At 65.4% G+C, this 20755-nt stretch carries 17 protein-coding genes; 12 read left to right on the top strand and 5 right to left on the bottom strand.

Annotated features, from left to right (window positions below):
- Window positions 1–17 precede the first annotated feature (17 nt).
- From DXT59_RS26945 to DXT59_RS26935, 3 genes are all read left to right on the top strand, one after another.
- Window positions 18–476 carry a response regulator gene (locus DXT59_RS26945; RefSeq protein WP_116141029.1) on the top strand — a complete coding sequence of 153 codons (459 nt, stop codon included), beginning with the start codon at window positions 18–20 and terminating at the stop codon, window positions 474–476.
- Entirely contained in the window at window positions 473–1975 is a 1503-nt protein-coding gene (locus tag DXT59_RS26940; RefSeq protein ID WP_116141027.1) for a PAS domain-containing protein, read from the top strand. The genes DXT59_RS26945 and DXT59_RS26940 overlap by 4 nt, the downstream gene beginning before the upstream one ends.
- A 194-nt stretch (window positions 1976–2169) precedes the next feature.
- Window positions 2170–3210, top strand: coding sequence for a hypothetical protein (locus DXT59_RS26935; RefSeq protein WP_116141025.1), 1041 nt, complete (start codon window positions 2170–2172; stop codon window positions 3208–3210).
- A gap of 41 nt (window positions 3211–3251) precedes the next feature.
- Here DXT59_RS26935 and DXT59_RS26930 read toward each other — a convergent pair whose 3' ends face one another.
- Window positions 3252–4835 (bottom strand): ABC1 kinase family protein, encoded by a 1584-nt coding sequence (locus DXT59_RS26930; protein ID WP_116141177.1) that lies wholly within the window; start codon window positions 4833–4835, stop codon window positions 3252–3254.
- A gap of 272 nt (window positions 4836–5107) precedes the next feature.
- On the opposite strand from DXT59_RS26930, the gene mreB reads away from it, so the two are divergent.
- From mreB to DXT59_RS26910, 4 genes are all read left to right on the top strand, one after another.
- Entirely contained in the window at window positions 5108–6145 is a 1038-nt protein-coding gene (mreB, locus tag DXT59_RS26925; RefSeq protein WP_116141023.1) for a rod shape-determining protein, read from the top strand.
- Window positions 6146–6250: 105 nt separating this feature from the next.
- Entirely contained in the window at window positions 6251–7120 is an 870-nt protein-coding gene (locus DXT59_RS26920) for an MOSC domain-containing protein (protein WP_116141021.1), read from the top strand.
- Between the two features lie 101 nt (window positions 7121–7221).
- A complete protein-coding gene (locus tag DXT59_RS26915) occupies window positions 7222–8004 on the top strand; it encodes an alpha/beta fold hydrolase (RefSeq protein ID WP_116141175.1) in 783 nt (260 codons plus the stop codon).
- Window positions 8005–8191: 187 nt separating this feature from the next.
- Window positions 8192–10483 (top strand): amylo-alpha-1,6-glucosidase, encoded by a 2292-nt coding sequence (locus tag DXT59_RS26910; protein WP_116141173.1) that lies wholly within the window; start codon window positions 8192–8194, stop codon window positions 10481–10483.
- Window positions 10484–10521: 38 nt separating this feature from the next.
- Here DXT59_RS26910 and DXT59_RS26905 read toward each other — a convergent pair whose 3' ends face one another.
- Both DXT59_RS26905 and DXT59_RS26900 read right to left on the bottom strand, forming a co-directional pair.
- Window positions 10522–10815, bottom strand: a complete 294-nt coding sequence (locus DXT59_RS26905; protein WP_116141019.1) for a hypothetical protein — start codon at window positions 10813–10815, stop codon at window positions 10522–10524.
- Between the two features lie 157 nt (window positions 10816–10972).
- A complete protein-coding gene (locus DXT59_RS26900; protein ID WP_116141017.1) occupies window positions 10973–12130 on the bottom strand; it encodes a pyridoxal phosphate-dependent aminotransferase in 1158 nt (385 codons plus the stop codon).
- Between the two features lie 83 nt (window positions 12131–12213).
- On the opposite strand from DXT59_RS26900, the gene DXT59_RS26895 reads away from it, so the two are divergent.
- Entirely contained in the window at window positions 12214–12819 is a 606-nt protein-coding gene (locus DXT59_RS26895; RefSeq protein ID WP_162878257.1) for a GntR family transcriptional regulator, read from the top strand.
- An 82-nt stretch (window positions 12820–12901) separates the two neighbouring features.
- Here the strand turns inward: DXT59_RS26895 and DXT59_RS26890 are convergent, their stop codons facing one another.
- Together DXT59_RS26890 and DXT59_RS26885 are read right to left on the bottom strand one after the other, a co-directional pair.
- Window positions 12902–13912 (bottom strand): DUF2891 domain-containing protein, encoded by a 1011-nt coding sequence (locus tag DXT59_RS26890; protein WP_116141013.1) that lies wholly within the window; start codon window positions 13910–13912, stop codon window positions 12902–12904.
- Between the two features lie 141 nt (window positions 13913–14053).
- Window positions 14054–14857 carry a TetR/AcrR family transcriptional regulator gene (locus DXT59_RS26885; protein WP_116141011.1) on the bottom strand — a complete coding sequence of 268 codons (804 nt, stop codon included), beginning with the start codon at window positions 14855–14857 and terminating at the stop codon, window positions 14054–14056.
- Between the two features lie 198 nt (window positions 14858–15055).
- On the opposite strand from DXT59_RS26885, the gene DXT59_RS26880 reads away from it, so the two are divergent.
- The 4 genes from DXT59_RS26880 to DXT59_RS26865 are packed head-to-tail and all read left to right on the top strand — an operon-like array spanning window position 15056 to window position 20755.
- Window positions 15056–16237: an isovaleryl-CoA dehydrogenase gene (locus tag DXT59_RS26880; RefSeq protein ID WP_116141009.1), complete on the top strand. Its 1182-nt coding sequence runs from the start codon at window positions 15056–15058 to the stop codon at window positions 16235–16237.
- Between the two features lie 48 nt (window positions 16238–16285).
- Window positions 16286–17893 carry a carboxyl transferase domain-containing protein gene (locus DXT59_RS26875; RefSeq protein ID WP_116141007.1) on the top strand — a complete coding sequence of 536 codons (1608 nt, stop codon included), beginning with the start codon at window positions 16286–16288 and terminating at the stop codon, window positions 17891–17893.
- A 34-nt stretch (window positions 17894–17927) separates the two neighbouring features.
- The gene (locus tag DXT59_RS26870) at window positions 17928–18713 is read left to right on the top strand and encodes an enoyl-CoA hydratase/isomerase family protein (protein ID WP_116141004.1); all 786 of its coding nucleotides are present in this window, start codon (window positions 17928–17930) and stop codon (window positions 18711–18713) included.
- A gap of 35 nt (window positions 18714–18748) precedes the next feature.
- Window positions 18749–20755, top strand: a complete 2007-nt coding sequence (locus DXT59_RS26865; RefSeq protein ID WP_116141002.1) for an acetyl/propionyl/methylcrotonyl-CoA carboxylase subunit alpha — start codon at window positions 18749–18751, stop codon at window positions 20753–20755.

Raw genomic sequence — 20755 nt, 5'->3', positions numbered from 1 at the left:
TTTTAGGAGTATTGCTCATGCTACGCGATGATGGCGGTAAGCTCGTCCATATCCTTCTCGTCGAAGACAGTCCCACCGACGTGATGCTGACGCGAGAAGCGATGGAGCAATACAAGGTCCTCAATCCGCTCGACATCGTGGAAGACGGCGTCGACGCGATGGACTATCTCAATGGCCGCGGCAAGTACGCGGGGCGCGAGCCCGCGCGCCCCGGGCTTATCATCCTCGACCTGAACCTGCCGCGCATGAGCGGCCGCGAGGTCCTGTACGAACTCAAGCAAGATCCGGAATTGCGCAACATTCCGGTCGTGGTCCTCACTACGTCGAAGTCGGAAGAAGATGTGGTCAAGTCGTACTGTCTGCACGCCAATTGCTACATCACCAAGCCTGTGGACTTCTCTAAATTTATCGACGTCGTGCGCAGCATCAGCGACTTTTGGTTCGGCGTCGTGACTTTGCCGCCCGTGCGCTCTTGAATACCCCGTCATCCGTCAAGGTTCTGCTCGTTGAAGACAGTCCGACCGATGCGTTGATCATTGGCGAAGCGCTTGTCGACATCAGCGAGTTCGAGCACACACTGGCCCGTGCGGAATCGCTGCGGGAGGCGCTTACGCTAGCCCAAGGCACGCATTTCGACGTGGTATTGCTCGATCTCGGCCTGCCGGACGGGAACGGCATCGATACTTTCCGGCGTTTTCGTCAGGTGGCGCCGGATGCGCCCGTGCTCGTGCTGACCGGGCTCGCCGATATCTCCGTCGGCCTCGTGGCGATCCAAGAGGGCGCGCAAGACTATGTGCTCAAGCGCGAGATCGAGGCCGCGCTGCTCAGCCGCGCGATACGCTATGCGATCGAACGCAATCGCGCGCTGACCGCGCTCGCCGCCAGCGAGGAGCGCTTTCAACTCGCGGTCAGCGGCGCGAGCGCGGGACTTTGGGACTGGAACCTGCGGACCGGCGAAATGTACTTGTCGCCGCATTTCCGCGAGATCGTCGGGCATGACGAGGATGAGTTGCCGAACGAGATGCGCGCGCATTACGCGATCATCCACCCCGACGATCTAGAGCGGGTCATGCTCGCACTCAATGCGCATACGGAAAACAGGCATCCGTACGATATCGAGTATCGGGTCCGGACGCGGGCCGGGGATTACCGCTGGATTCAGTCGCGTGCGCAAGCGCTATGGGATGCGTCGGGCAAGGCGTACCGGATGGTCGGCTGGATCTTGGATGTGACCGACCGGCGCCGTGCCGAGGAGGCGCTGCGCGCATCGCGCGAGGAACTGCAGCGTCTGTCCGCGAACATCGAACATATACGGGAAGAAGAGAAGACGCGAATCGCGCGCGAGTTGCACGACGATCTCGGACAATTACTGACGGCGATGAAGATCGACATGGGACGCTTCGAGCGGACCATCGAAAGCAAGATCGACGAATCGGCAAGCCAGGCGTTGCGCAGCATCTATGGGCTCATCGATCAGCTTGTGGCGTCGGTGCGCCGTATCGCCGCCGATTTGCGTCCGGTCATGCTCGACGATCTCGGCCCCATCCCGGCCATCGATTGGTTCATTCATGAATTCTCGGCGAGACATGGGATCACGGTCAACGCGCAGCTCGATATCAACGAGGTGGCATTCAACCGCGATAGCGGCACCGAGGTGTTTCGGATGGTGCAGGAAGCGCTGACGAATATTGCCCGCCATTCGGGCGCCAGTGAGGCCGAGATCGAGATTGCACGCGAGGAGCCGTTTTGCGTCGTCAAGATTCGCGATAACGGTCGCGGCGCGCTGCCCGATGCGCGGCGCAAGCGTAAGTCGTTCGGCTTGATCGGCATGCGCGAACGGGCCGCGCGGCTTGGCGGCGAGCTGGACGTCGCGACCGCGCCGGGAGAAGGGTTCTCGCTGACCGTGACGTTGCCGCTCGCGGTCGTGGAGGCGCCGGAGGCCGACGATTCGGCCGCCGGAGCGGTCAAGCATTGACGGACCGGCGGGGGGCGATCGACGCGCGGCAGACCGCAAGCACGGAAGTTGCTTGGCTCGGTGTCGAGTAAGCACTTTCCACGGTCTGATTGATGACAGAAGCAAAGCTTTCCGGCCGGCGCATCGCGCACCGGTTCGGCGATATACGGAATAACCATCGAGGATCCCCTCATCACCCGCAACCGAGCCTGACAATGGGCGTAATTTGGACCAAGGCGGCGCTCGCCGGCTGTATCGTCGCCTGCGCGGCATCGGCATCGGCATCGGCATCGGCATCGGCATCGGCATCGGCATCGGCATCGGCATCGGCATCGGGCGCCGCTTCGAACCCGGCCGTGAAGCCCGCGCAGGCTGCGTCCGCGGCATCGGCTGCATCGGCTGCATCGGCCGCCGCCGCCGCATCGGCCGCTTCCGCGGCGGTCGCGAGCGCCGCACGCCAAGCGGCTGATCTCGCCGCGCGCCTCGATCCGCGCGATGCGCTCAAGCTCAGCAGTCAATTCGAAAGTTTCGTCACGCGGCGATTGGCCCTACCCCCGGCCGATCAACTCGCCTATGGACGCCGCTTGCAGGCCGCCTTGGCCGCAAAAGGACTCGGCGCGTTATCGCGCCAATACGTGGTGCTCGTCGACCGCAATCCGAACGTCCAAGCGTTGTTTATCTTTTTTCGAGGCGATCCGGGCGCGGCTTGGTCGCTCATCGGCGCATCGCCCGTTTCTACCGGGTGGCCCGGCCAATACGATCATTTCGTGACGCCGGTCGGCGTCTTCGAGCACACGCCGCAGAACATGGACTTCCGCGCCGAAGGCACGCTCAACGAAAATGGAATTCGCGGGTACGGCGCGCGCGACATGCGAATCTTCGATTTCGGGTGGAACGATGCCGAGCGAGGATGGGGTAAGGGCGGCGTGTCCTCGATGCGCTTCCAAATGCATGCGACCGATCCCGACAGACTCGAGCCGCTGCTCGGTATTCGTCATTCGAAGGGTTGTGTGCGGATCCCAGGCTCGCTCGACCGCTTTCTCGATCATTTCGGCATACTCGACGCCGATTATCAAGCGATGGCCGACGCCGGTCTTTCCCTATGGGTGCTGCACCCGGACCGCGCGGTGACGCCCTGGGCGGGCCGTTACTTGGTCGTCGTCGATTCGGGCGCGGCCACGCGGCCGTCGTGGTCGCCGCAACCTCGGCCGGAGCTCAGGGCGCGCGTGCCCGAGAATGCCGATACGGCGGACTGACGCCGACGGCTAAGGGGAGTAAGGACCGCGGCGCGCGGCGTTTACCGCGCGAACCATACGGCACCCACGCCGAGCAGGGCGCCTGCCATGGCGCACGCCCAAAGCAAGCGCCGGGTCAGGCGCTGCTCGTGGCGCAATTGCGCGAACAAGATCGCCGTATCGTGCCGCTGTTGATCGCCGAAAAGCCGTTGCAGCCGATGCACGACGAGGTTGGGCAAGCGCGGCATGGCGGACAGATGGGGTAACTCGCGCGCGAGCCGTTTGATCCAGCCGCGGTGCCCGATATCCTCACGGGCGAGCCCTTTGAGCGTGCCTTTCACGACGCGCCATATATCGAATTCCGGGGCCAGCGTGCGAGCGAGCGATTCGGCGCGAGCAAGCGCTTGATGAGCCAATTCGAGCGCGGGCGAGACGCCGCCGTCGAACGGTTCGACGGCGGCTAGGAGATGCGTCAGCATGGCCGCCGGTGAACGATCGGCGCCGCGCGCCGCGAAGTGCGGCTCGGCGCGCGTGCGCAGTTCAGCGCTGAGCAATTCGTCGCGCGTGTCCCGCGCGACGTGGCCGGCCTCGCGATGCATCGCGGCGAGCCGGCCATAGTCCTGCTCGAACATGGCGCTTGCGCCGTGAATGAAGAATTCGCGTTCGGGCTCGGTCAGCGTGGCCATGACCTTGCCCTCGCCGAACACGAGCCTGCCGAACGTCGCCGGCTCGACGCTCACGCGCAGCCGCTGCGCATCGAGCGCCGCGTGAAAGAAGCCGTGCGCGAAGGCCTGCTCGACGACGACTTGCACGATGCGTTCGGCCAATGCTTCGAGGTCGACGCCGCGCGAGCGCAGCGTTTGAAGATCCGTGACCGCGACCGACTCGATCCGTTCGATGACGAGGACCTCGTCGGTGCTCAGCGCCCAAACGACCTCGGGCACGACCACGCGCGCGTCCGCGCTGAAATGGCGTCCGGTCTGGGACAGATTGGCTGCTTCCGCGCGCAAGTCGAAACGGCGCTGCATTTCGGCGGCGAACGATTGCGCGAGCGCGTGCAACCGTAGCTCGCGTGCGCGCGGCGAGAGACGCTCCAGCCAGCGCGCGGCCCATCCGAGCACGGCGATATCGTCACCCAGGCGCTCCACTTCCTTGACGCGCAGCAGTTTGATCGCCGCCTTCTCGAAGCCGCCGTCCGGCCGCTCCGCGCTTTCGCGCCGGTTTAGTTGCGCCGCATGAACTTGCTCGGCGATCCCGCTTTCGAACGCCATCGAATCGATCGAGGCGAAGGCCGAATTCGGCTCGCGGCCGAGGGCTTGGGTCAGCGCGAGCAGGACTTCACCGGGGGGAAGCGGGCGCGCGAGCGCCGTCTCGAAGTCCGCAAGCCGCGCTAGCGCGTCGTGAATCGAGCGTTCGACGGTTTCGGGATGCGCGAGCGCTTGAGCCGCCAAGGCGCCGGCGAGCGGTCCCAAGCTCGGCAGCGCCGTGTGCAGCATGCGCGGCGAGCTGCGAGCCGCGTGCAGACGCGAGGCAAGGTGCGCGAACCAGTGCAGCCTGCCGCCGCGCGGCGCCGCGGACCACAGCAGTTTCGCGCCGTAGCGCAGCATGCAAGCGAGTAGAACCAGTCGTCGAAACGTAGTGCGCATGGGCGAAGGGTGGACGAAAGGAATAACGGTTGCGAGCGAGAAGAATGCCACGTCGGCGGGCGCCGCGCGCGCCGGCGCCGGCGATCGGGCTGCCGGCGCGTTCCCGGTGCGGCGGCGCACAACAAGAAAAAGCCAACCGACCCCTAAAGTTAGACGCGAAATTGCCGTAAAGGGGACATCGGCCCGACCGCGCTACCCGCAACGAGCACACAAGCGCCTCGCCCGTTGCGACGGGACGCATGCCGTTGTTGTCATCCATGAGAGAGTCAACGATGTCGCATCCTGCATTTTTCAATCGACTGTTCCCGCAAACCGTGGCGGTCGATCTCGGCACGGCGAACACCCTCATTTACACACGCGGCAAGGGCATCTTGCTCAACCAGCCATCGGTGGTCTGCTTCCAAAAGTCGGCCGAGGCGGGCAGGGCCAAGGTCACGGCCGTGGGCGACCAAGCGAAACAGCTCATCGGACGCTCCCCGGGCAATGTCGAGACCGTGCGGCCGATGCGGCACGGCGTCATCGCCAATTTTTCCGCCGCCGAGCACATGTTCCGGGAATTCGTCGATATGGCCCGGCTGCGCTCGCTATTCGGACGCCGCGCCGAATTCACGATCTGCGTGCCGTCGCACGCGACGGCCGTGGAGCGCCGCGCGATCCGCGAGGCCGCGATCGCCGCCGGCGCATCGAAGGTGACCCTGATCGGCGAATCGCTCGCGGCGGCCGTCGGCGCCGGGCTGCCCGTCTCCGAAGCGCGCGGCTCGATGGTGGTCGACATCGGCGGCGGCACGACCGAGGTCGGCGTCGTCTCGCTGGGCGGCATTGCCTATCAGACGTCGGTTCGCGTAGGCGGCGATCAATTCGACTCGGCCATCATCGGACACGTACGCAGCATCTACGGCGTCATCATCGGCGATCAAACCGCCGAACTCGTCAAGAAAACCATCGGCACCGCAACGGCGAACGTCCCGCGCCAGTGCATGCGCGCGGTCGGGCGCAGCCTCACCGACGGTCTGCCGCGCACCATCGAGCTCTCCAATCATGACGTTGCCGAGGCGCTGGCCGTGCCGCTGAAGGCCGTCATCGGCGCCGTCAAAAACGCGCTCGAGAATGCGCCGCCCGAACTCGTCACCGATATTGCCGACACGGGCGTCGTGTTGACCGGCGGCGGGGCGTTGCTGGCCAATCTCGATCAGCGGCTCGCCGAAGTGACGGGGCTGACGGTGCGCGTCGCCAACGAGCCGTTGACCTGCGCCGTGCGCGGCGCCGGCGCGGCCGCCGATTGCGTCGATTCGGCGTCGTTTCTTCAATAGGCTTCGACTCGGGCGGCGTGAGCCGTCCGGAGCGGGAAACGCCCGTCCCGGCACGGTGTTACCATCGGCGTTTGCTTATTCGTGCCAGTGAGCGCCGGCCTCGCCATGTCCTCCATCAGTCAACTCAACGTTTATCCGATCAAGTCGTGCGCGGGTATCTCGCGCGATACCGTCCGCTTGACGCCGCACGGCCTCGAGCATGACCGCGACTGGATGGTGGTGGACGCGCGGGGCCGGTTCGTCACCCAGCGCACGCATCCGCGCATGGCGCTCGTGCAGCCGGCGCTGAGCGGCGACCGGCTCGAAGTGCGCGCGGCCGGCATGGCGACGCTGACGCTCGGCCTGGATGCGGTCACGCTGGCCGGCGCGCCTTCGCTGCCCGTGACGGTGTGGGGCGATACGCTCACGGCGCTCGATGCGGGCGACGCGGCCGCGCGTTGGTTCTCGGATTTCCTGGACACCCCGCTGCGTTTGGTGCGATTCGATCCCGGCGTTGCGCGCACCGCGAGCCGCAAGTGGACGGGCGATGTCACGGCCAACGTCCATTTCGCCGACGGTTATCCGCTGCTCGTGATCGGCGAAGCATCGCTGGCGGATTTGAACGCACGCTTGAGCGGCAAAGGCGTCGATCCGATTCCCATGAACCGGTTCAGACCCAATCTCGTGCTGACCGGCATCGAGGCTTACGAGGAAGATTACGCCGACACGTTCGGCATCGGAACGCCGGGCGGCGACGTGCTATTGCGCGTGGTCAAGCCATGCTCGCGTTGCCCGATTCCGACGATCGATCAGTTGCGCGGCGCGCCCGACCCGCGTTGGCCCAACGAGCCGACCGATACGATGAGCACCTATCGAGCCGACAGCCGCTTGGACGGGGCGTTGACGTTCGGCCAAAACGCGATTGTCCTGGCCGGTGCCGGGCAGAAGCTGGCCGTCGGGCAGCCGGTCGAGGTCGAATTGCGGTTCGAAGCATGAGCCGCGACGGATCGGCGAGCGCTCGGCCGTCCGCCATCGGCCGGGCCGCGATCGTGCCCGATGACGAAGTTCGCTTCATCGAGTTGAGCGACGGGTTACGGATGCCTTACGTCGAGCGAGGCGAAGGGCCGCTCGTGTTGTTCGTGCACGGCTCGCTGTGCGATTACCGGTACTGGCAGCCCCAGCTCGCGGGGCTTGCCGCGCGATACCGCTGCGTGGCCGTGAGTCTCACGCACTACTGGCCCGCCGCCGCGCTGCCGAGCTGGGTGCCGTTCAGTTGGAGCAGCCATGCCGACGAGTTGGCTCAATTTTTGGAGCGGCTCGACGGCGGTCCGGCGCATGTCGTGGCGCATTCACGCGGCGGCGCCGTCGCATTCCAATTCGCCGTGCGTCACCCCCAGCATTTGCGCACGTTGACGCTGGCCGATCCGGGCGGCCCGCTTTGGGCGCCCGGCCCATCCACAGGGGTGCTTCCCGACACCGTGAACCCGCTTCGCGCGCGGGCGGCGCAACTCGTGGAGCAAGGCGAGCTCGAGGCGGGGTTGCAGCTCTTCGTCGATTCGGTGAGCCGGGTCGGGTCCTGGGCGAAGAGTCCGCCGGCCTTTCGCGCCATGGCGCTCGACAATGCGCTGACCTTGCCGCTGCAATTCAAGGATCCACTGCCCGCTTATACGCGAGAGGCCGCATGGAGCCTGCGATGCCGCACGATGTTGATCGACGGAGAAAAGAGCCCGGATCTGTTTCGGCGCAACGTGAGCATGCTCGAGGGATGGCTGCCCGATGTCCGACGCCATACCATACGCGGGGCTTCTCATGGGATGAACCTCGCGCATCCGAGCGCGTTCAACCGTCATATCGACGAATTCATTCGCGACGGCGAGTAGGCCCACGATGCGGGCACCGCGCTTGCGCCGGTGCGGGGGCGAAGCCCCAGCTTGCGCGCCGGTTGTTCGCATGACGCAGGGCTTCGTACAATCGATGCACCGCACGGCATGGCGCTCATCGGAGCACCGAGGGGGCCGAAGCGGTAAAGTGGCGAAGCGCCCACTCCAACCGACCGGAGAAAAGACGATGCTCGATACCGACGCCGCGACCGATGTTCCCACTCAGACGGGTGCTCCGTTGCATGTGGAACCCGACGGCGCATTCATTGCGCCCGAGCATCCCTATATCGCTCGGACGAGCCAGTACGTGCTGAAGTCGGGCGATACGTTCGTCGTCAACGATCCGCTGGGTGATATCAACGGCGTCGACGACGGCCTGTTCGTCAACGACACGCGAATGCTTTCGCAGTTGCGCTTGACGTTCGGCGGACGCGCGCCTTCCTTGCTCTCGGGCAACGTCAGCAGCGACAACACGTCGTTCACCGCGCATCTGACGAACCGTCCGCTGCCGCCGCTCGGCGGCGAGGGCACGCCCGAGGGCGTCATTCACGTCGAGCGCTTGCGCGTGCTGTCCGGCACGGTGCTGTACGAGGCGATCACCTTGACGAATTACGGCTTCAGCGACGCGGTCGTCCCCTTGTCGATTTCGTTCGGCGGCGATTTCAAGGACATGTTCGAAGTTCGCGGCCTGAAGCGAACGCGCCACGGCACGATCGAACCGGCGCAAGTCGGGAGCGACGAAGTGAAGCTGGCCTATCTCGGGCTGGACCAGGTGCGCCGGACCGTCGATATCGCCTTTGCCCCCGCGCCCGATCAATTGTTCGAGGATCGCGCCGATTACACGGTGCAATTGTCGGCGCACGCTTGCGTGTCGATCTATTTGTCGGTGGCCACCCGCACGCAAACGGTGGCCGGCGCGGACGGGATCGAGCCGCCCGGCGCGCAAGTCGCGCAGCCGCCGCATAGCTCGCGTCCCGCGCATTTCACGCAGATCGATGCGGCGCCGCCGCGCGTGGGACGCGCTGCGGTTCGCGCGGCCCTGGCCAACGCGCACTTGTCCATGCGCGAACGCCGGCACGCCACGGCGCGGCTTCGCTCGAGCAATCCGCTGTTCAACGCGTGGCTCGATCGATCGTTCGCCGATCTGAGCCTGCTCACGACCGATCAGCCAACCGGACCTTACCCGTACGCGGGGATTCCTTGGTTCTCCACGCCGTTCGGCCGCGATGCCGTGATCACCTCGCTGCAGACGCTCTGGCTGCAGCCTTGGCTTGCGCGCGGCGTGCTGCGTTTTCTTGCCGAACATCAAGCGCGCGAGGACTCGAAGTTCCGTGATGCCGCCACGGGCAAGATCATGCACGAGATGCGCAAGAGCGAGATGGCGGCGACGGGCGAGGTGCCGTTCGCGCTTTACTACGGCGGCGTCGATACCACGCCGCTGTTCATCGTCCTAGCCGGCGCCTATGCGGCGCGCACGGGCGACGATGGGCTGATCGCCGAGCTGTGGCCTGCCCTCGAGCGGGCGGCGCGGTGGGTGGCGACCGTGTGCGACAAGAACCGGCACGGGCTCGTGGATTACCGTTGCGAGTCGGACCGCGGATTGGCGAACCAAGGCTGGAAGGACAGCCACGACTCGGTGTTTCACGCGGACGGCCGCTTCCCGGAAGGCCCGATCGCGCTCGTGGAAGTCCAGGCCTATGCCTGTGCCGCATTCGACACGATGGCGCAGTTCGCCGCGCAACGCGGTTTGACGGAAGACGCGGCGCGCTATGCGGCGCGTTCGACCGCACTGAGGGAGCGCGTCGAAGCGTTGTTTTGGATGCCCGAGGCCGATTTCTACGGCATCGCGCTCGACGGGCACGGCGAACTATGCCGTGTGCTGGCCTCGAACGCGGGCCATTTGCTCGCATTCGGACTGCCTACGCGGGCACGCGGCGAGGCCGTCGCACGGCATCTGCAATCGACGCTTTTCCATACGGGTTGGGGGGTGCGCACCTTGGCGGCCGGCCAAGCGCGCTACAACCCCATGGCCTACCACAACGGATCGGTTTGGCCGCACGACAACGCGCTCTGCGCGCGCGGGCTTGCGCGCTACGGCAACAAGCAAGCCGCCGTGCACTTGCTGCAAGCATTATTCGAAGCGGCGGTCAGCTTCGACATGCGGCTGCCCGAGCTATTCTGCGGCTTGGGCCGCCGCCGCGGCGAACCGCCCACGGCGTATCCCGTCGCATGCTTGCCGCAGGCATGGGCGGCGGGCGCGCCGTTCATGATGCTCGAAGCGTGTCTGGGCGTGACCGTCGATGCCGAGCGCGGCGAAGTGCGCATCGATCAGCCCGCCTTGCCCGAAGGGATCGATTGGCTCGAAGTGCGCAACCTGCATGTCGGAGACGAAACGGTCTCGATCACGTTCCGGCGCGTCGGCGAGAAGGTCGTCCCGTCCGCCGACGGCGGCAACGTGCGCGTCGTGGCGATGCTCTAGACGACCGTGCACGCGCCGCGAGCGGCGCCGTTCGGCGTTCAGCGGAATCTAAAACGGTCACCGTCGAGCGTGGGGGCCGGTTGCCCACGCGTCAGCGCCTTTTCTTGCCATTTCGGAATGAAGTCGGGCCCGGAGATAGCCGGCGGCATCGAGGCGCCGGAATGCGCGGCGCCGTCGCCCACGCGCAGTATCTGGAAACCGTCCTGGGCGAACGGGGGCGATGCGAGCGGTGCTTGCTCGAACGGCGCGGTGTCTTGGGCCGCATGAGCGGTAAGCGGGAAGGCGCCGACCAAGCCGGCGACGCCGAGCGATGCGATCAGTAGATGAGACATGGCAGGACCTCATCGTCGTGAAGGAAAGAACGGTTGCCGCCGTGCGGCGGCGGGCGCGGCGCGTGCCGTTCTCCCATGGCCCGTCGCTGCGCCGGTGCGCATCGAAATGTAGGCGGCGATGCTTAAAAATGGCTTAAGCGTTTTCCCTAGTATGGGACTACGTTTGCCATGACCGGCGGATCCGTTCGCGGATGTCGCGCAGCCGCGGAACTGCTTCGTTCGAAAAGACCAAGCGCAGATAGCGATCCGCATTCGGCCCCCAGTGCGTCATCGGCGTCGCCGCGATTTTGCCGTGTTCGAGCAGCCGCCTCGATGCCTCCGGCGGCGCCAGACCCAGGCTTGCGGTATCGACGAGCATCGACCAGCCGCCGTGCGGCCGGATCACCGGAAGATCGACGAGCGCATCCATGAGGAAGTCGCGCCGGCGCTCCCATTCGGCGACGGCCGCCGCCACCCCGTCGTCTTGTGCCGTCAGCGCGGCGGCGGCGCCCGGCATCGCAATCCCAACCTGGCATACCACGTTCGATAGGCTCACGAGCCGCACCTCGTCCATGATCGACGAGGGGCCGACGATCCAGCCGACTCGCCAGCCGATCATCCGATACTCCTTCGATACGGCGCCCACGGTGATCGTGCGTTCGCGCATACCGGGAAGAGCGGCGGGGTGAACGACTTCGCGTCCGTCGAAGACGATACGTTCCATCGCGGCATCGTAGATGAGCCAAAGCCCGTGGCGCTCGCAATGCCGGGCGATGGCGAGCCATTCGTCCCGCGATACAACGAAGCCGCTCGGCATGGAAGGCGACATGACGAGCAGCGCCTTCGTGCGCGGTCCGATCGCGGCGGCGAGGCTATCGAGGTCGAGCCGCCAGCCGTCGGCGCTAGGCGTGAGGCGCGCGAATGCCGGCACGCCTGCCGCCAGATGCACGCGGTTGATCAGGCCGGCGTAGGTCGGGTCGGTCAGCACGACTTCGTCGCCCGGTTCGAGGATCGCCAGCAAGACATTGAGAATTCCCGCGAGGCCACCCGCCGATACGATGCACTCGCCGGCGGCATCGTAGGTCGTGCCGGCGCTGCGGCCCACCCGCGCCGCCGCCGCTTCGCGCAGCGCGCGTTGACCGGTAAACGGAAGGTAGCTGTTCGCCGCGTCGTCGTCGACGGCCGCATGCGTCGCGGTCAGCGCCTCGGCCGGCGGACGAAGGTCTGTGTCCAGATTCTCGAGCCTTAGAATGTCGGCGTCGTGCAGCGAATCGGCGGCGTCGCCGATGCGATCGACGCCGATGCCGGGAATATTGCGCAGGCGAGATACCGTCACGTCTTTCTCCTTGGTCGTTTTAATATATTAAAGTGAAGAATTTAGCGAATAGCAAGTCCTCGTCGACGCTTCTGGCCGAACGCTTGCGCGAACGTATTGCGAACGGCACCTGGGCGCCCGGCACGCAGTTGCGGCAGGATCTGATCGCGAAGGAATTCGGCACCAGCCATATTCCGGTGCGCGAGGCGTTCGCTCAGTTGCAGGCGGGCGGCTTCGTCACGATCGTGCCGAACCGGGGGGCGTTCGTATCGGCGATGACTCGCTTCGAGGCCGACGAATTGACGCAGATGCGCGTCGCGCTTGAATTGCTGGCGCTGGAGGCCGCCATCGAGGCATTTAGCGGAGACGACGAAGCCGCGGCCCGCGAGATTCTGGCGCGCGACGCCAAGGCGCAAGACGTCGAGCATTGGTCGATCGACAACTGGGCGTTCCATCGAGCGATCTATCGGGCGAGCGGCAAGCAGCATCTGCTGGAGACGCTGGAGGGGATATGGCGCAAGACCGACCGTTATCTGCGTTTGGTGTGGCAGCTAGAGCGTTATCAAGGCGTCTCGCTCGCGGAGCACGAGGCGATTTTGGAGGCGGTGGTGGCCCGCGACCGGCGCGCGGCGAAGCGCCTGACAAAGGCGCATATCGAAGCGGCCGGCGTGGTGATGCAAGAGGCGCTGCGCGAAGCGCGGCAGGCGTGATGCCGTCTCCTCTTGTCGGGAAGCGGGACAGCCTATGGGAAGAAGCGAGAAAGAACCGGCGCGCTCGGCGGTCCGCCTACATTCACGCTTCGAGCGCCAATACCGCAAACGTCGCGAGCCAATGTTCGCCCATATAGTCGCCTGCCACATGGGGCAGGGCCGCTTGAAGGTGCGCTTCGGCGGCGTCCTCGAGCAATGCCTTGCGCACGTCGCCGTCGGCCAACGCGCCCGCGAGCGAGCGCTGGCACCAGGCTCGGCTTAGATTGAGTCCGTCGAGGTGAGCGATCTTGCCGTCGGTGCGATCGGTCACCTCGGCGGGCGTGAACAGCGTGGCCGGCTCCTGCTGCGCCAGGCGAGGCAGGAAGCGCTCGAACCAGATACTGAACGCGTCGTGCGGCAGCACGCGGCGCATCAGCTCGGCCTCCATCAGCGCCGGCGACAGAAACTCATCGCCGCCGGGTTCCCATGCTTGGCAATCCATATCGCGCTTGTACCAGCGCCAAGCCGTTTCCTCGATGAGCGACTCCAGTTTGGCTCGCTCCGTCGTTTGCGCGAAGTCCAGGGCCAACGACAGCGCGAACGCCGTGTTGAAGTGCGTCCCGACGCGCAGGGGATAGGTGGCTTTGGGCAGAAATTCCGTGAAGCGGTCGACGATGGTATCGGCGAGCGGGGCCAGCGCCGAGCTCCATCGGGCTGCCTCGGGCGAGCGCATCCCGTCCAATTGGCCGGCCAAGGCGAGCAGCCACGCCCATCCGTACGGCCGCTCGAAACCGCGATTGTGAGGAAGGCTCAAATAAGCGACTTCACCCGCGACTTTCGCCTCCGTGAAATGCGCGTTGACGACGTCGCGGATCTGCTGCGCCTGCGGCAATTCCGGGTAACGGTCGAGCAGCCGCACGACGAGCCAATAGCCGTGCACGCACGAGTGCCAATCGTAGCTGCCGTAAAAAATCGGATGCAGCTCGCGCGGCGAGCGCACGTCTTGGGGGCCGGCCAGCGCATGCGTAAGCTTGTTCGGATATTCGCGGGTCAGATGAGGTAACGCCAAGGCGGCGAACTGCGAAGCGAGCGCAGGCGTGAGACGGGTAGTCATCGAAAGGGGCAAGGGTAAGGAACCGACACGATAGTCGCGCTGCCCGCATTGGGCAAGTGCGCCGATGCGACGGCGCGCATCGGGCCGCCGCGCGCGGTCAAGCGGCCAATCGTCGGTTCGATCGTCGGTTCAATCGTCGGCTCAATCCCGCTTATGCTTGCGTTTGCCCGTTGCCGGGGCGCCCGCGCCCGCGCCGGCCTCCCCGCCACCGGGCGCTTGCGTGCTCGCTTCATAGCGCCGCACCGCTTCGCCCAGGTCGTCTTTCAACCGCACCAGCGCCGCCAGCGCGGGTGCCGGCGGTTGCAAAGCCGTCCATAAGATATCGACCAGGCGGTCGGCCGTGGCGTCGATGTCGGCGCTCCGGTGACCGAGCGCGGCGTCCCACAGTACATGCTCCATCGGCCCGAACACCATCGAGCGCATCAGGCGCAGCGGTAAGTCGGTGCGGATCTGGCCCGCTTGCTGAGCTTGGGCCAGCACGCGCATGAGCGGCGCCGTGTAACGGCGCTGCAGCGAGGTCAATTCCGCGCTCAGTTCATGATGTTTCGCCCGGCCCTCCGACAACACGAGCGAACACATGCCCGTGCCGTGGACCAGCATCAGCCGCAAATGGGTGCGCACGATAAAGGCGAACTGCTGACGCGCGGTGCCCTCGCGAGGCAGGCCCGTTTCGATCGCCTCGATGATCTCGTCGTACCAGTCGGCGATCACTCTCGCGCACAGTTCGCGTTTGCCGCGGAAGTAACTGAACACCGTTGCCTCCGACACGCCGAGCCGCTGCGCGATCTCGGCCGTCGTCGCGCGCTCGTAGCCTTTTTCGGAAAACACCTCGCGCCCGGCGCGCAGGATGTCCTTCACGCGTTGCTGCGATTTTCGCCCCGCCGGCTGACGCCTGGCGCCGCCCGCATCGGCCTTTGCTTCTTCCCCGGTCTGAGTCGTGTTCAAGTTCGTCGCGCCCGCTCCATTGCTGGACCGGATATTAGCACCGCAAACCAGTGCTCACGCGGCGTCGCAAAAATATGAGCTTTACTCAAGAAAACTATTGACGCATACGGAAATGTGGCGTGAAATGCGCGGTGATCGGGCGCGCGTGCCGCTCGTTAGGGTCCATCAGGCCCCCAATTCGAATTCGAGGAGACGTTCATGAGCAATGTGCCCGGTTTGCAGTTCGCGCTCGGCGAAGACATCGACATGCTGCGCGATGCGGTGGCCAATTTCGCCGCCAAGGAAATCGCGCCGCGCGCGGGCGAGATCGACCGCGACGATCAATTCCCGATGGATCTGTGGCGCAAGTTCGGCGAGCTCGGCGTGCTGGGCATGACGGTGTCCGAGGAATACGGCGGCGCGAACATGGGCTACACGGCGCATATGGTCGCGATGGAAGAGATTTCGCGGGCGTCGGCCTCGGTCGGTCTGTCCTACGGCGCGCATTCGAACCTGTGCGTCAATCAAATTCACCGCAACGGCACGCCGGCGCAAAAGAGCAAGTACCTGCCCAAGCTCGTCTCGGGCGAGCACGTCGGCGCCTTGGCGATGAGCGAGCCGAACGCCGGTTCCGACGTCGTCAGCATGAAGCTGCGCGCCGACAAGCGCGGCGATCGTTACGTGCTGAACGGCACGAAAATGTGGATTACGAACGGCCCCGACTGCGACACGCTCGTCGTCTATGCGAAAACGGATATCGAGGCCGGTGCGCGCGGCATCACGGCCTTCATCGTCGAGAAGGGGATGAAAGGCTTCTCCGTTGCGCAAAAGCTCGACAAGCTCGGCATGCGCGGCTCGCACACGGGCGAACTCGTGTTCGAAGACGTCGAGGTGCCGGAGGAAAACATCCTCGGTCAATTGAACGGCGGCGTGAAGGTGTTGATGAGCGGGCTCGACTACGAGCGCGCGGTGTTGGCCGGCGGCCCGACCGGCATCATGCTCGCTTGCATGGACGCCGTCGTTCCCTATATCCACGACCGCAAGCAATTCGGCCAGGCGATCGGCGAATTCCAATTGATCCAAGGCAAGGTCGCCGATATGTACACGACGCTGCAGGCTTGCCGCGCCTATTTGTACGCCGTCGGGCGCCAGCTCGATACGCTGGGCAAGGAACACGTGCGTCAAGTGCGCAAGGACTGCGCGGGCGTGATTTTGTACACGGCGGAGAAAGCCACGTGGATGGCGGGCGAAGCGATTCAGATCCTCGGCGGCAACGGTTATATCAACGAGTACCCGGTCGGCCGCCTCTGGCGCGACGCCAAGCTCTACGAGATCGGCGCGGGCACGAGCGAAGTGCGCCGGATGCTCATCGGCCGCGAGCTGTTCGCCGAAACGCTTTGATGCCGATTCCACCTCTAGTACGACCATCGCGACGGAGCATCGAGCCCCATGCCGATCATCGAAAGTAAGCTGAACCCGCGCTCGGACGAGTTTCGAGCCAATGCTAGCGCGCTGGAGGCGGTCGTCGCCGATTTGCGCGCGAAGGTGGCCCATCTCGCGCAAGGCGGCGGACAGGCCGCGCGCGATAAGCACGTTTCACGCGGCAAACTGCTGCCGCGCGATCGGATCGCTCAATTACTCGATCCGGGCACGCCGTTCCTCGAATTCTCGCAACTGGCCGCGTTCTCGATGTATCACGACGCCGCCCCGGGCGCCGGCATCATTACGGGCATCGGCCGCATCGCCGGACAAGAGTGCGTAATCGTCTGCAACGACGCGACGGTCAAGGGCGGCACGTACTACCCGATGACGGTCAAGAAGCACGTGCGAGCGCAAGAAATCGCCGCGGAAAACCGGCTGCCTTGCGTCTACCTCGTCGATTCGGGCGGCGCCAATCTGCCCAATCAAGACGAGGTCTTTCCCGACCGCGACCATTTCGGCCGCATCTTCTTCAATCAAGCGAACCTGTCGGCTGCGGGCATCGCGCAAATCGCCGTCGTCATGGGATCGTGCACGGCGGGCGGGGCGTATGTGCCCGCCATGAGCGACGAGTCGATCATCGTCAAGAATCAAGGCACGATTTTCCTGGGCGGCCCGCCGCTCGTGAAGGCCGCGACGGGCGAGGAAGTCAGCGCCGAGGATCTCGGCGGCGGCGACGTGCACACGCGGTTGTCGGGCGTGGCCGATCACCTCGCGCAAAACGATGCGCATGCGCTCGCATTGGCCCGCGGCATCGTCGGCAAGCTCAATCGCACGAAGCAGCCGAGCGTCGTCATGCGTGAGCCGAAGCCGCCGCGTTATGACCCGGCGAGCGTCTATGGCGTGATTCCCGTCGATACGCGCAAGCCGTTCGACGTGCGCGAGGTCATCGCGCGGATCGTCGACGATTCGGAATTCGACGAATTCAAGGCGCGCTTCGGCACGACGCTCGTCACGGGCTTCGCCCATATCTGGGGCCACCCGGTCGGCATCGTCGCGAACAACGGCATTCTGTTCTCCGAATCGGCCGTGAAGGGCGCGCATTTCATCGAGCTGTGCTGCCAGCGCAAGATTCCGCTCGTGTTCTTGCAGAACATCACGGGCTTCATGGTGGGCCGCAAGTACGAAAACGAAGGCATCGCGCGCAACGGCGCGAAGATGGTGACGGCCGTGGCCACCGCGAAGGTGCCCAAGTTCACCGTCATCATCGGCGGCTCGTTCGGCGCCGGCAACTACGGCATGTGCGGCCGCGCCTATTCGCCGCGCTTTCTCTGGATGTGGCCGAACGCCCGGATCTCGGTAATGGGCGGCGAGCAGGCCGCATCGGTGCTGGCAACGGTCAAGCGCGACGGTATCGAGGCGAAGGGCGGCACCTGGAGCGCCGAGGAAGAAGAGGCGTTCAAACAGCCCGTGCGCGATCAGTACGAGCATCAAGGGCACCCGTACTATGCAAGCGCGCGGCTCTGGGACGACGGCGTGATCGATCCCGCGCAGACGCGCGACGTGCTGGGCCTCGGACTTTCGGCGGCGATGAATGCGCCGATCGAAGAGACGCGCTTCGGCGTGTTCAGAATGTAAGGCATCGTCCTTCCCACGGAGACGATCAATGTCAATGCAATACAGCATGCTGCAACTGGCGTTCGCGGGGCACGTGGCGACGGTCACGCTCAACCGCCCGGACGTGCGCAACGCTTTCAACGAAACGACGATCGCCGAGCTGATCGACGTATTCGCCAAGCTCGATGCGCGCGAAGACGTGCGCGCGATCGTGTTGGCCGCCAACGGCCCCGCATTTTGCGCGGGCGCCGATTTGAATTGGATGAAGAAGATGGCGACGTTCTCCGACGAGGAGAACCGCGTCGATGCGCGGCGCCTCGCCGATATGCTGGCGGCCATCTATCACGTCTCCAAGCCCGTCGTGGCCCGCGTCTCGGGCGATGCCTTCGCGGGCGGCGTGGGCCTCGTCGCGGCCTGCGATATTGTCGTCGCGGTCGATACCGCGCGGTTTTGCCTCTCGGAAGCGCGGCTCGGCCTCATCGCCGCGACGATCGCCCCGTATGTCGTACGGGCGCTCGGCGCGCGCGCTTCGCGCCGCTACTTCACGACGGCCGAGCCGTTCGACTGCGCCACCGCGCTGCGCCTTGGGCTCGTGCACGAAATGGCCGCGGCCGATACGCTCGACAGCGCGGTGCAAAAGATTACGGCTGCGCTTTGCGTGAACGGTCCGCAAGCCGTGCGCGAATCGAAGCGTCTCGTGCAGGACGTCGCCGATCACGTGCTCGACGAAGCCTTGATCGACGATACCGCCCGCCGCATCGCACGGATCCGCGCGAGCGAGGAAGGGCGCGAAGGCGTCGCGTCGTTCCTCGAAAAACGCGCGCCGGCCTGGCGCGATTGACCGCAACCGACTGCCGCTTCATTGCGAGACATTCCATGTTCAACAAGATTTTGATTGCAAACCGCGGCGAAATAGCGTGCCGCGTGGCGGCGACCTGCAAGCGGCTCGGGATCGCGAGCGTCGCGGTGTATTCCGATGCCGATGCGAATGCCAAGCACGTCGCGGCTTGCGATGAGGCGGTGCACATCGGCGGCGCGGCGGCGAGCGAGAGCTACCTGCGCATCGAGCGCATCATCGACGCCGCGCTGCGCACGGGCGCGCAAGCGGTCCATCCGGGTTATGGGTTCCTGTCGGAAAACGAGGATTTCGCGCAAGCTTGCGAGGCCGCGGGGCTCGTGTTCATCGGCCCGCCCGTTTCCGCCATCGCCGCGATGGGATCGAAGGCCGCGGCCAAGGCGCTGATGCACGCGGCGGCCGTGCCGCTCGTGCCCGGTTATCACGGCGACGAGCAAGACGCCGAACTGCTGCAGCGCGAGGCCGACGCGATCGGCTATCCCGTGTTGCTCAAGGCTAGCGCCGGCGGCGGCGGTAAAGGCATGCGGGTCGTCGAAAAGAGCGAGGACTTCGCGCAAGCGCTCGCGTCGTGCAAGCGCGAGGCGGCCAGCAGCTTCGGCAACGACCGGGTGCTCATCGAAAAATATTTGACGCGTCCGCGCCACGTCGAGGTGCAGGTATTTGCCGATCGGCACGGCGGCGCCGTCTATTTGTTCGATCGCGACTGCTCGGTTCAGCGCCGCCATCAAAAGGTGCTCGAGGAAGCACCGGCGCCGGGGCTCGCCGACGAGGTGCGCCGCGCGATGGGCGAGGCGGCCGTGGCCGCGGCGCGCGCTGTGTCTTACGTGGGCGCGGGGACGGTCGAATTCATCATGACCGACAGCGCGTTCTACTTCATGGAGATGAACACGCGGTTGCAGGTCGAGCATCCGGTGACCGAAATGATCACGGGGCAAGACCTCGTCGAATGGCAATTGCGCGTGGCCGCGGGCGAGCCGTTGCCGCTGCGGCAAGAGCAATTGCGTATCGACGGTCACGCGATCGAGGCGCGCGTGTATGCCGAGAATCCGGCGCGCGGGTTCCTGCCGTCGACGGGCACGCTCAAGTATCTGCGCATGCCCGAAGGCGTCGAGTTTTCGATCGGCTCGCCCACGCGAGCGCCTGTTCGTATCGATAGCGGCGTGCGCGAAGGCGATACGATCACGCCATTTTACGATCCGATGATTGCCAAGCTGATCGTGCACGGCGCCAATCGCGAGGAGGCGCTTGCGCGCTTGAGCCGCGCGCTGCAAGCGTGCGAAGCGGTCGGCCCGCAGACGAACGTCGCATTTTTGCAGCGCATCGTGCAAAGCAAGCCGTTCGCGACCGCCGATCTGGATACCGGCCTTATCGAGCGTCACCACGGCGAATTGTTCGCCCCGGCCGATAAGCCGTTCAAGGAGGCGTTGGCGCTCGCGTGCGGCGCGTTGCTGACGCGCGAGGGCGGAGTCGCGCATGGCGCATCGCCGTGGGATGCGCTCTCGCACTGGCGTTTGAATGGCAGCTACCGGCAGACGATCGAGTGGCGCGACACAGACGCCGAGCATCCGTTCAAGGTGTTCTATGCGCGCGAGGGCGAGGCGCGCACGCTCGAATACGACGGCGTGGCCGAGCCGTTCGAATGGTGGCGCGGCGCCGACGCCCATACGTTCGGGGTGCGCCTAGGCGATGCGCGCGTCACGGGACGCGTCTTTATCGACGGCGATCTGTTTCATGTGTTCTGCCAAGGCTCGGCGCTCACGTTTGAATGGCAAAACCTATTGGCGCACGCGGCCGACGCGGAACACGGCGAAGGGCGGCTCACGGCGCCGATGCCGGGCAAGGTCATCGCGGTGCTCGTCGAGCCCGGTGCCGTCGTCGAGAAGGGCGCGCCGCTCATCGTCATGGAAGCGATGAAGATGGAGCATACGATCGGTGCGCCCGCATCGGGCAAAGTCGCCGAAGTGCTCTACGGCGTGGGCGATCAAGTCGCCGACGGCGCTCAATTGCTGGTCATGGAGGCGCAGTAA

This window comes from Trinickia diaoshuihuensis, from assembly GCF_003390925.1.
GTDB lineage: Bacteria > Pseudomonadota > Gammaproteobacteria > Burkholderiales > Burkholderiaceae > Trinickia > Trinickia diaoshuihuensis.
Note: the sequence above shows the minus strand (reverse complement) of the source record. Positions and strands in the feature narration are given on the sequence as shown.

What these genes read in the sequence shown, in the direction of transcription:
- DXT59_RS26935 (WP_116141025.1), top strand. Translation starts at nt 2,170, where the DNA reads ATGGGCGTAATTTGGACCAAGGCGGCGCTCGCCGGCTGTATCGTCGCC.
- DXT59_RS26915 (WP_116141175.1), top strand. Translation starts at nt 7,222, where the DNA reads ATGCCTTACGTCGAGCGAGGCGAAGGGCCGCTCGTGTTGTTCGTGCAC.
- DXT59_RS26890 (WP_116141013.1), bottom strand. Translation starts at nt 13,912, where the DNA reads ATGACTACCCGTCTCACGCCTGCGCTCGCTTCGCAGTTCGCCGCCTTG.
- DXT59_RS26910 (WP_116141173.1), top strand. Translation starts at nt 8,192, where the DNA reads ATGCTCGATACCGACGCCGCGACCGATGTTCCCACTCAGACGGGTGCT.
- DXT59_RS26865 (WP_116141002.1), top strand. Translation starts at nt 18,749, where the DNA reads ATGTTCAACAAGATTTTGATTGCAAACCGCGGCGAAATAGCGTGCCGC.
- DXT59_RS26930 (WP_116141177.1), bottom strand. Translation starts at nt 4,835, where the DNA reads ATGCGCACTACGTTTCGACGACTGGTTCTACTCGCTTGCATGCTGCGC.
- DXT59_RS26870 (WP_116141004.1), top strand. Translation starts at nt 17,928, where the DNA reads ATGCAATACAGCATGCTGCAACTGGCGTTCGCGGGGCACGTGGCGACG.
- DXT59_RS26945 (WP_116141029.1), top strand. Translation starts at nt 18, where the DNA reads ATGCTACGCGATGATGGCGGTAAGCTCGTCCATATCCTTCTCGTCGAA.
- DXT59_RS26920 (WP_116141021.1), top strand. Translation starts at nt 6,251, where the DNA reads ATGTCCTCCATCAGTCAACTCAACGTTTATCCGATCAAGTCGTGCGCG.
- DXT59_RS26905 (WP_116141019.1), bottom strand. Translation starts at nt 10,815, where the DNA reads ATGTCTCATCTACTGATCGCATCGCTCGGCGTCGCCGGCTTGGTCGGC.
- DXT59_RS26875 (WP_116141007.1), top strand. Translation starts at nt 16,286, where the DNA reads ATGCCGATCATCGAAAGTAAGCTGAACCCGCGCTCGGACGAGTTTCGA.
- DXT59_RS26880 (WP_116141009.1), top strand. Translation starts at nt 15,056, where the DNA reads ATGAGCAATGTGCCCGGTTTGCAGTTCGCGCTCGGCGAAGACATCGAC.
- mreB (WP_116141023.1), top strand. Translation starts at nt 5,108, where the DNA reads ATGTCGCATCCTGCATTTTTCAATCGACTGTTCCCGCAAACCGTGGCG.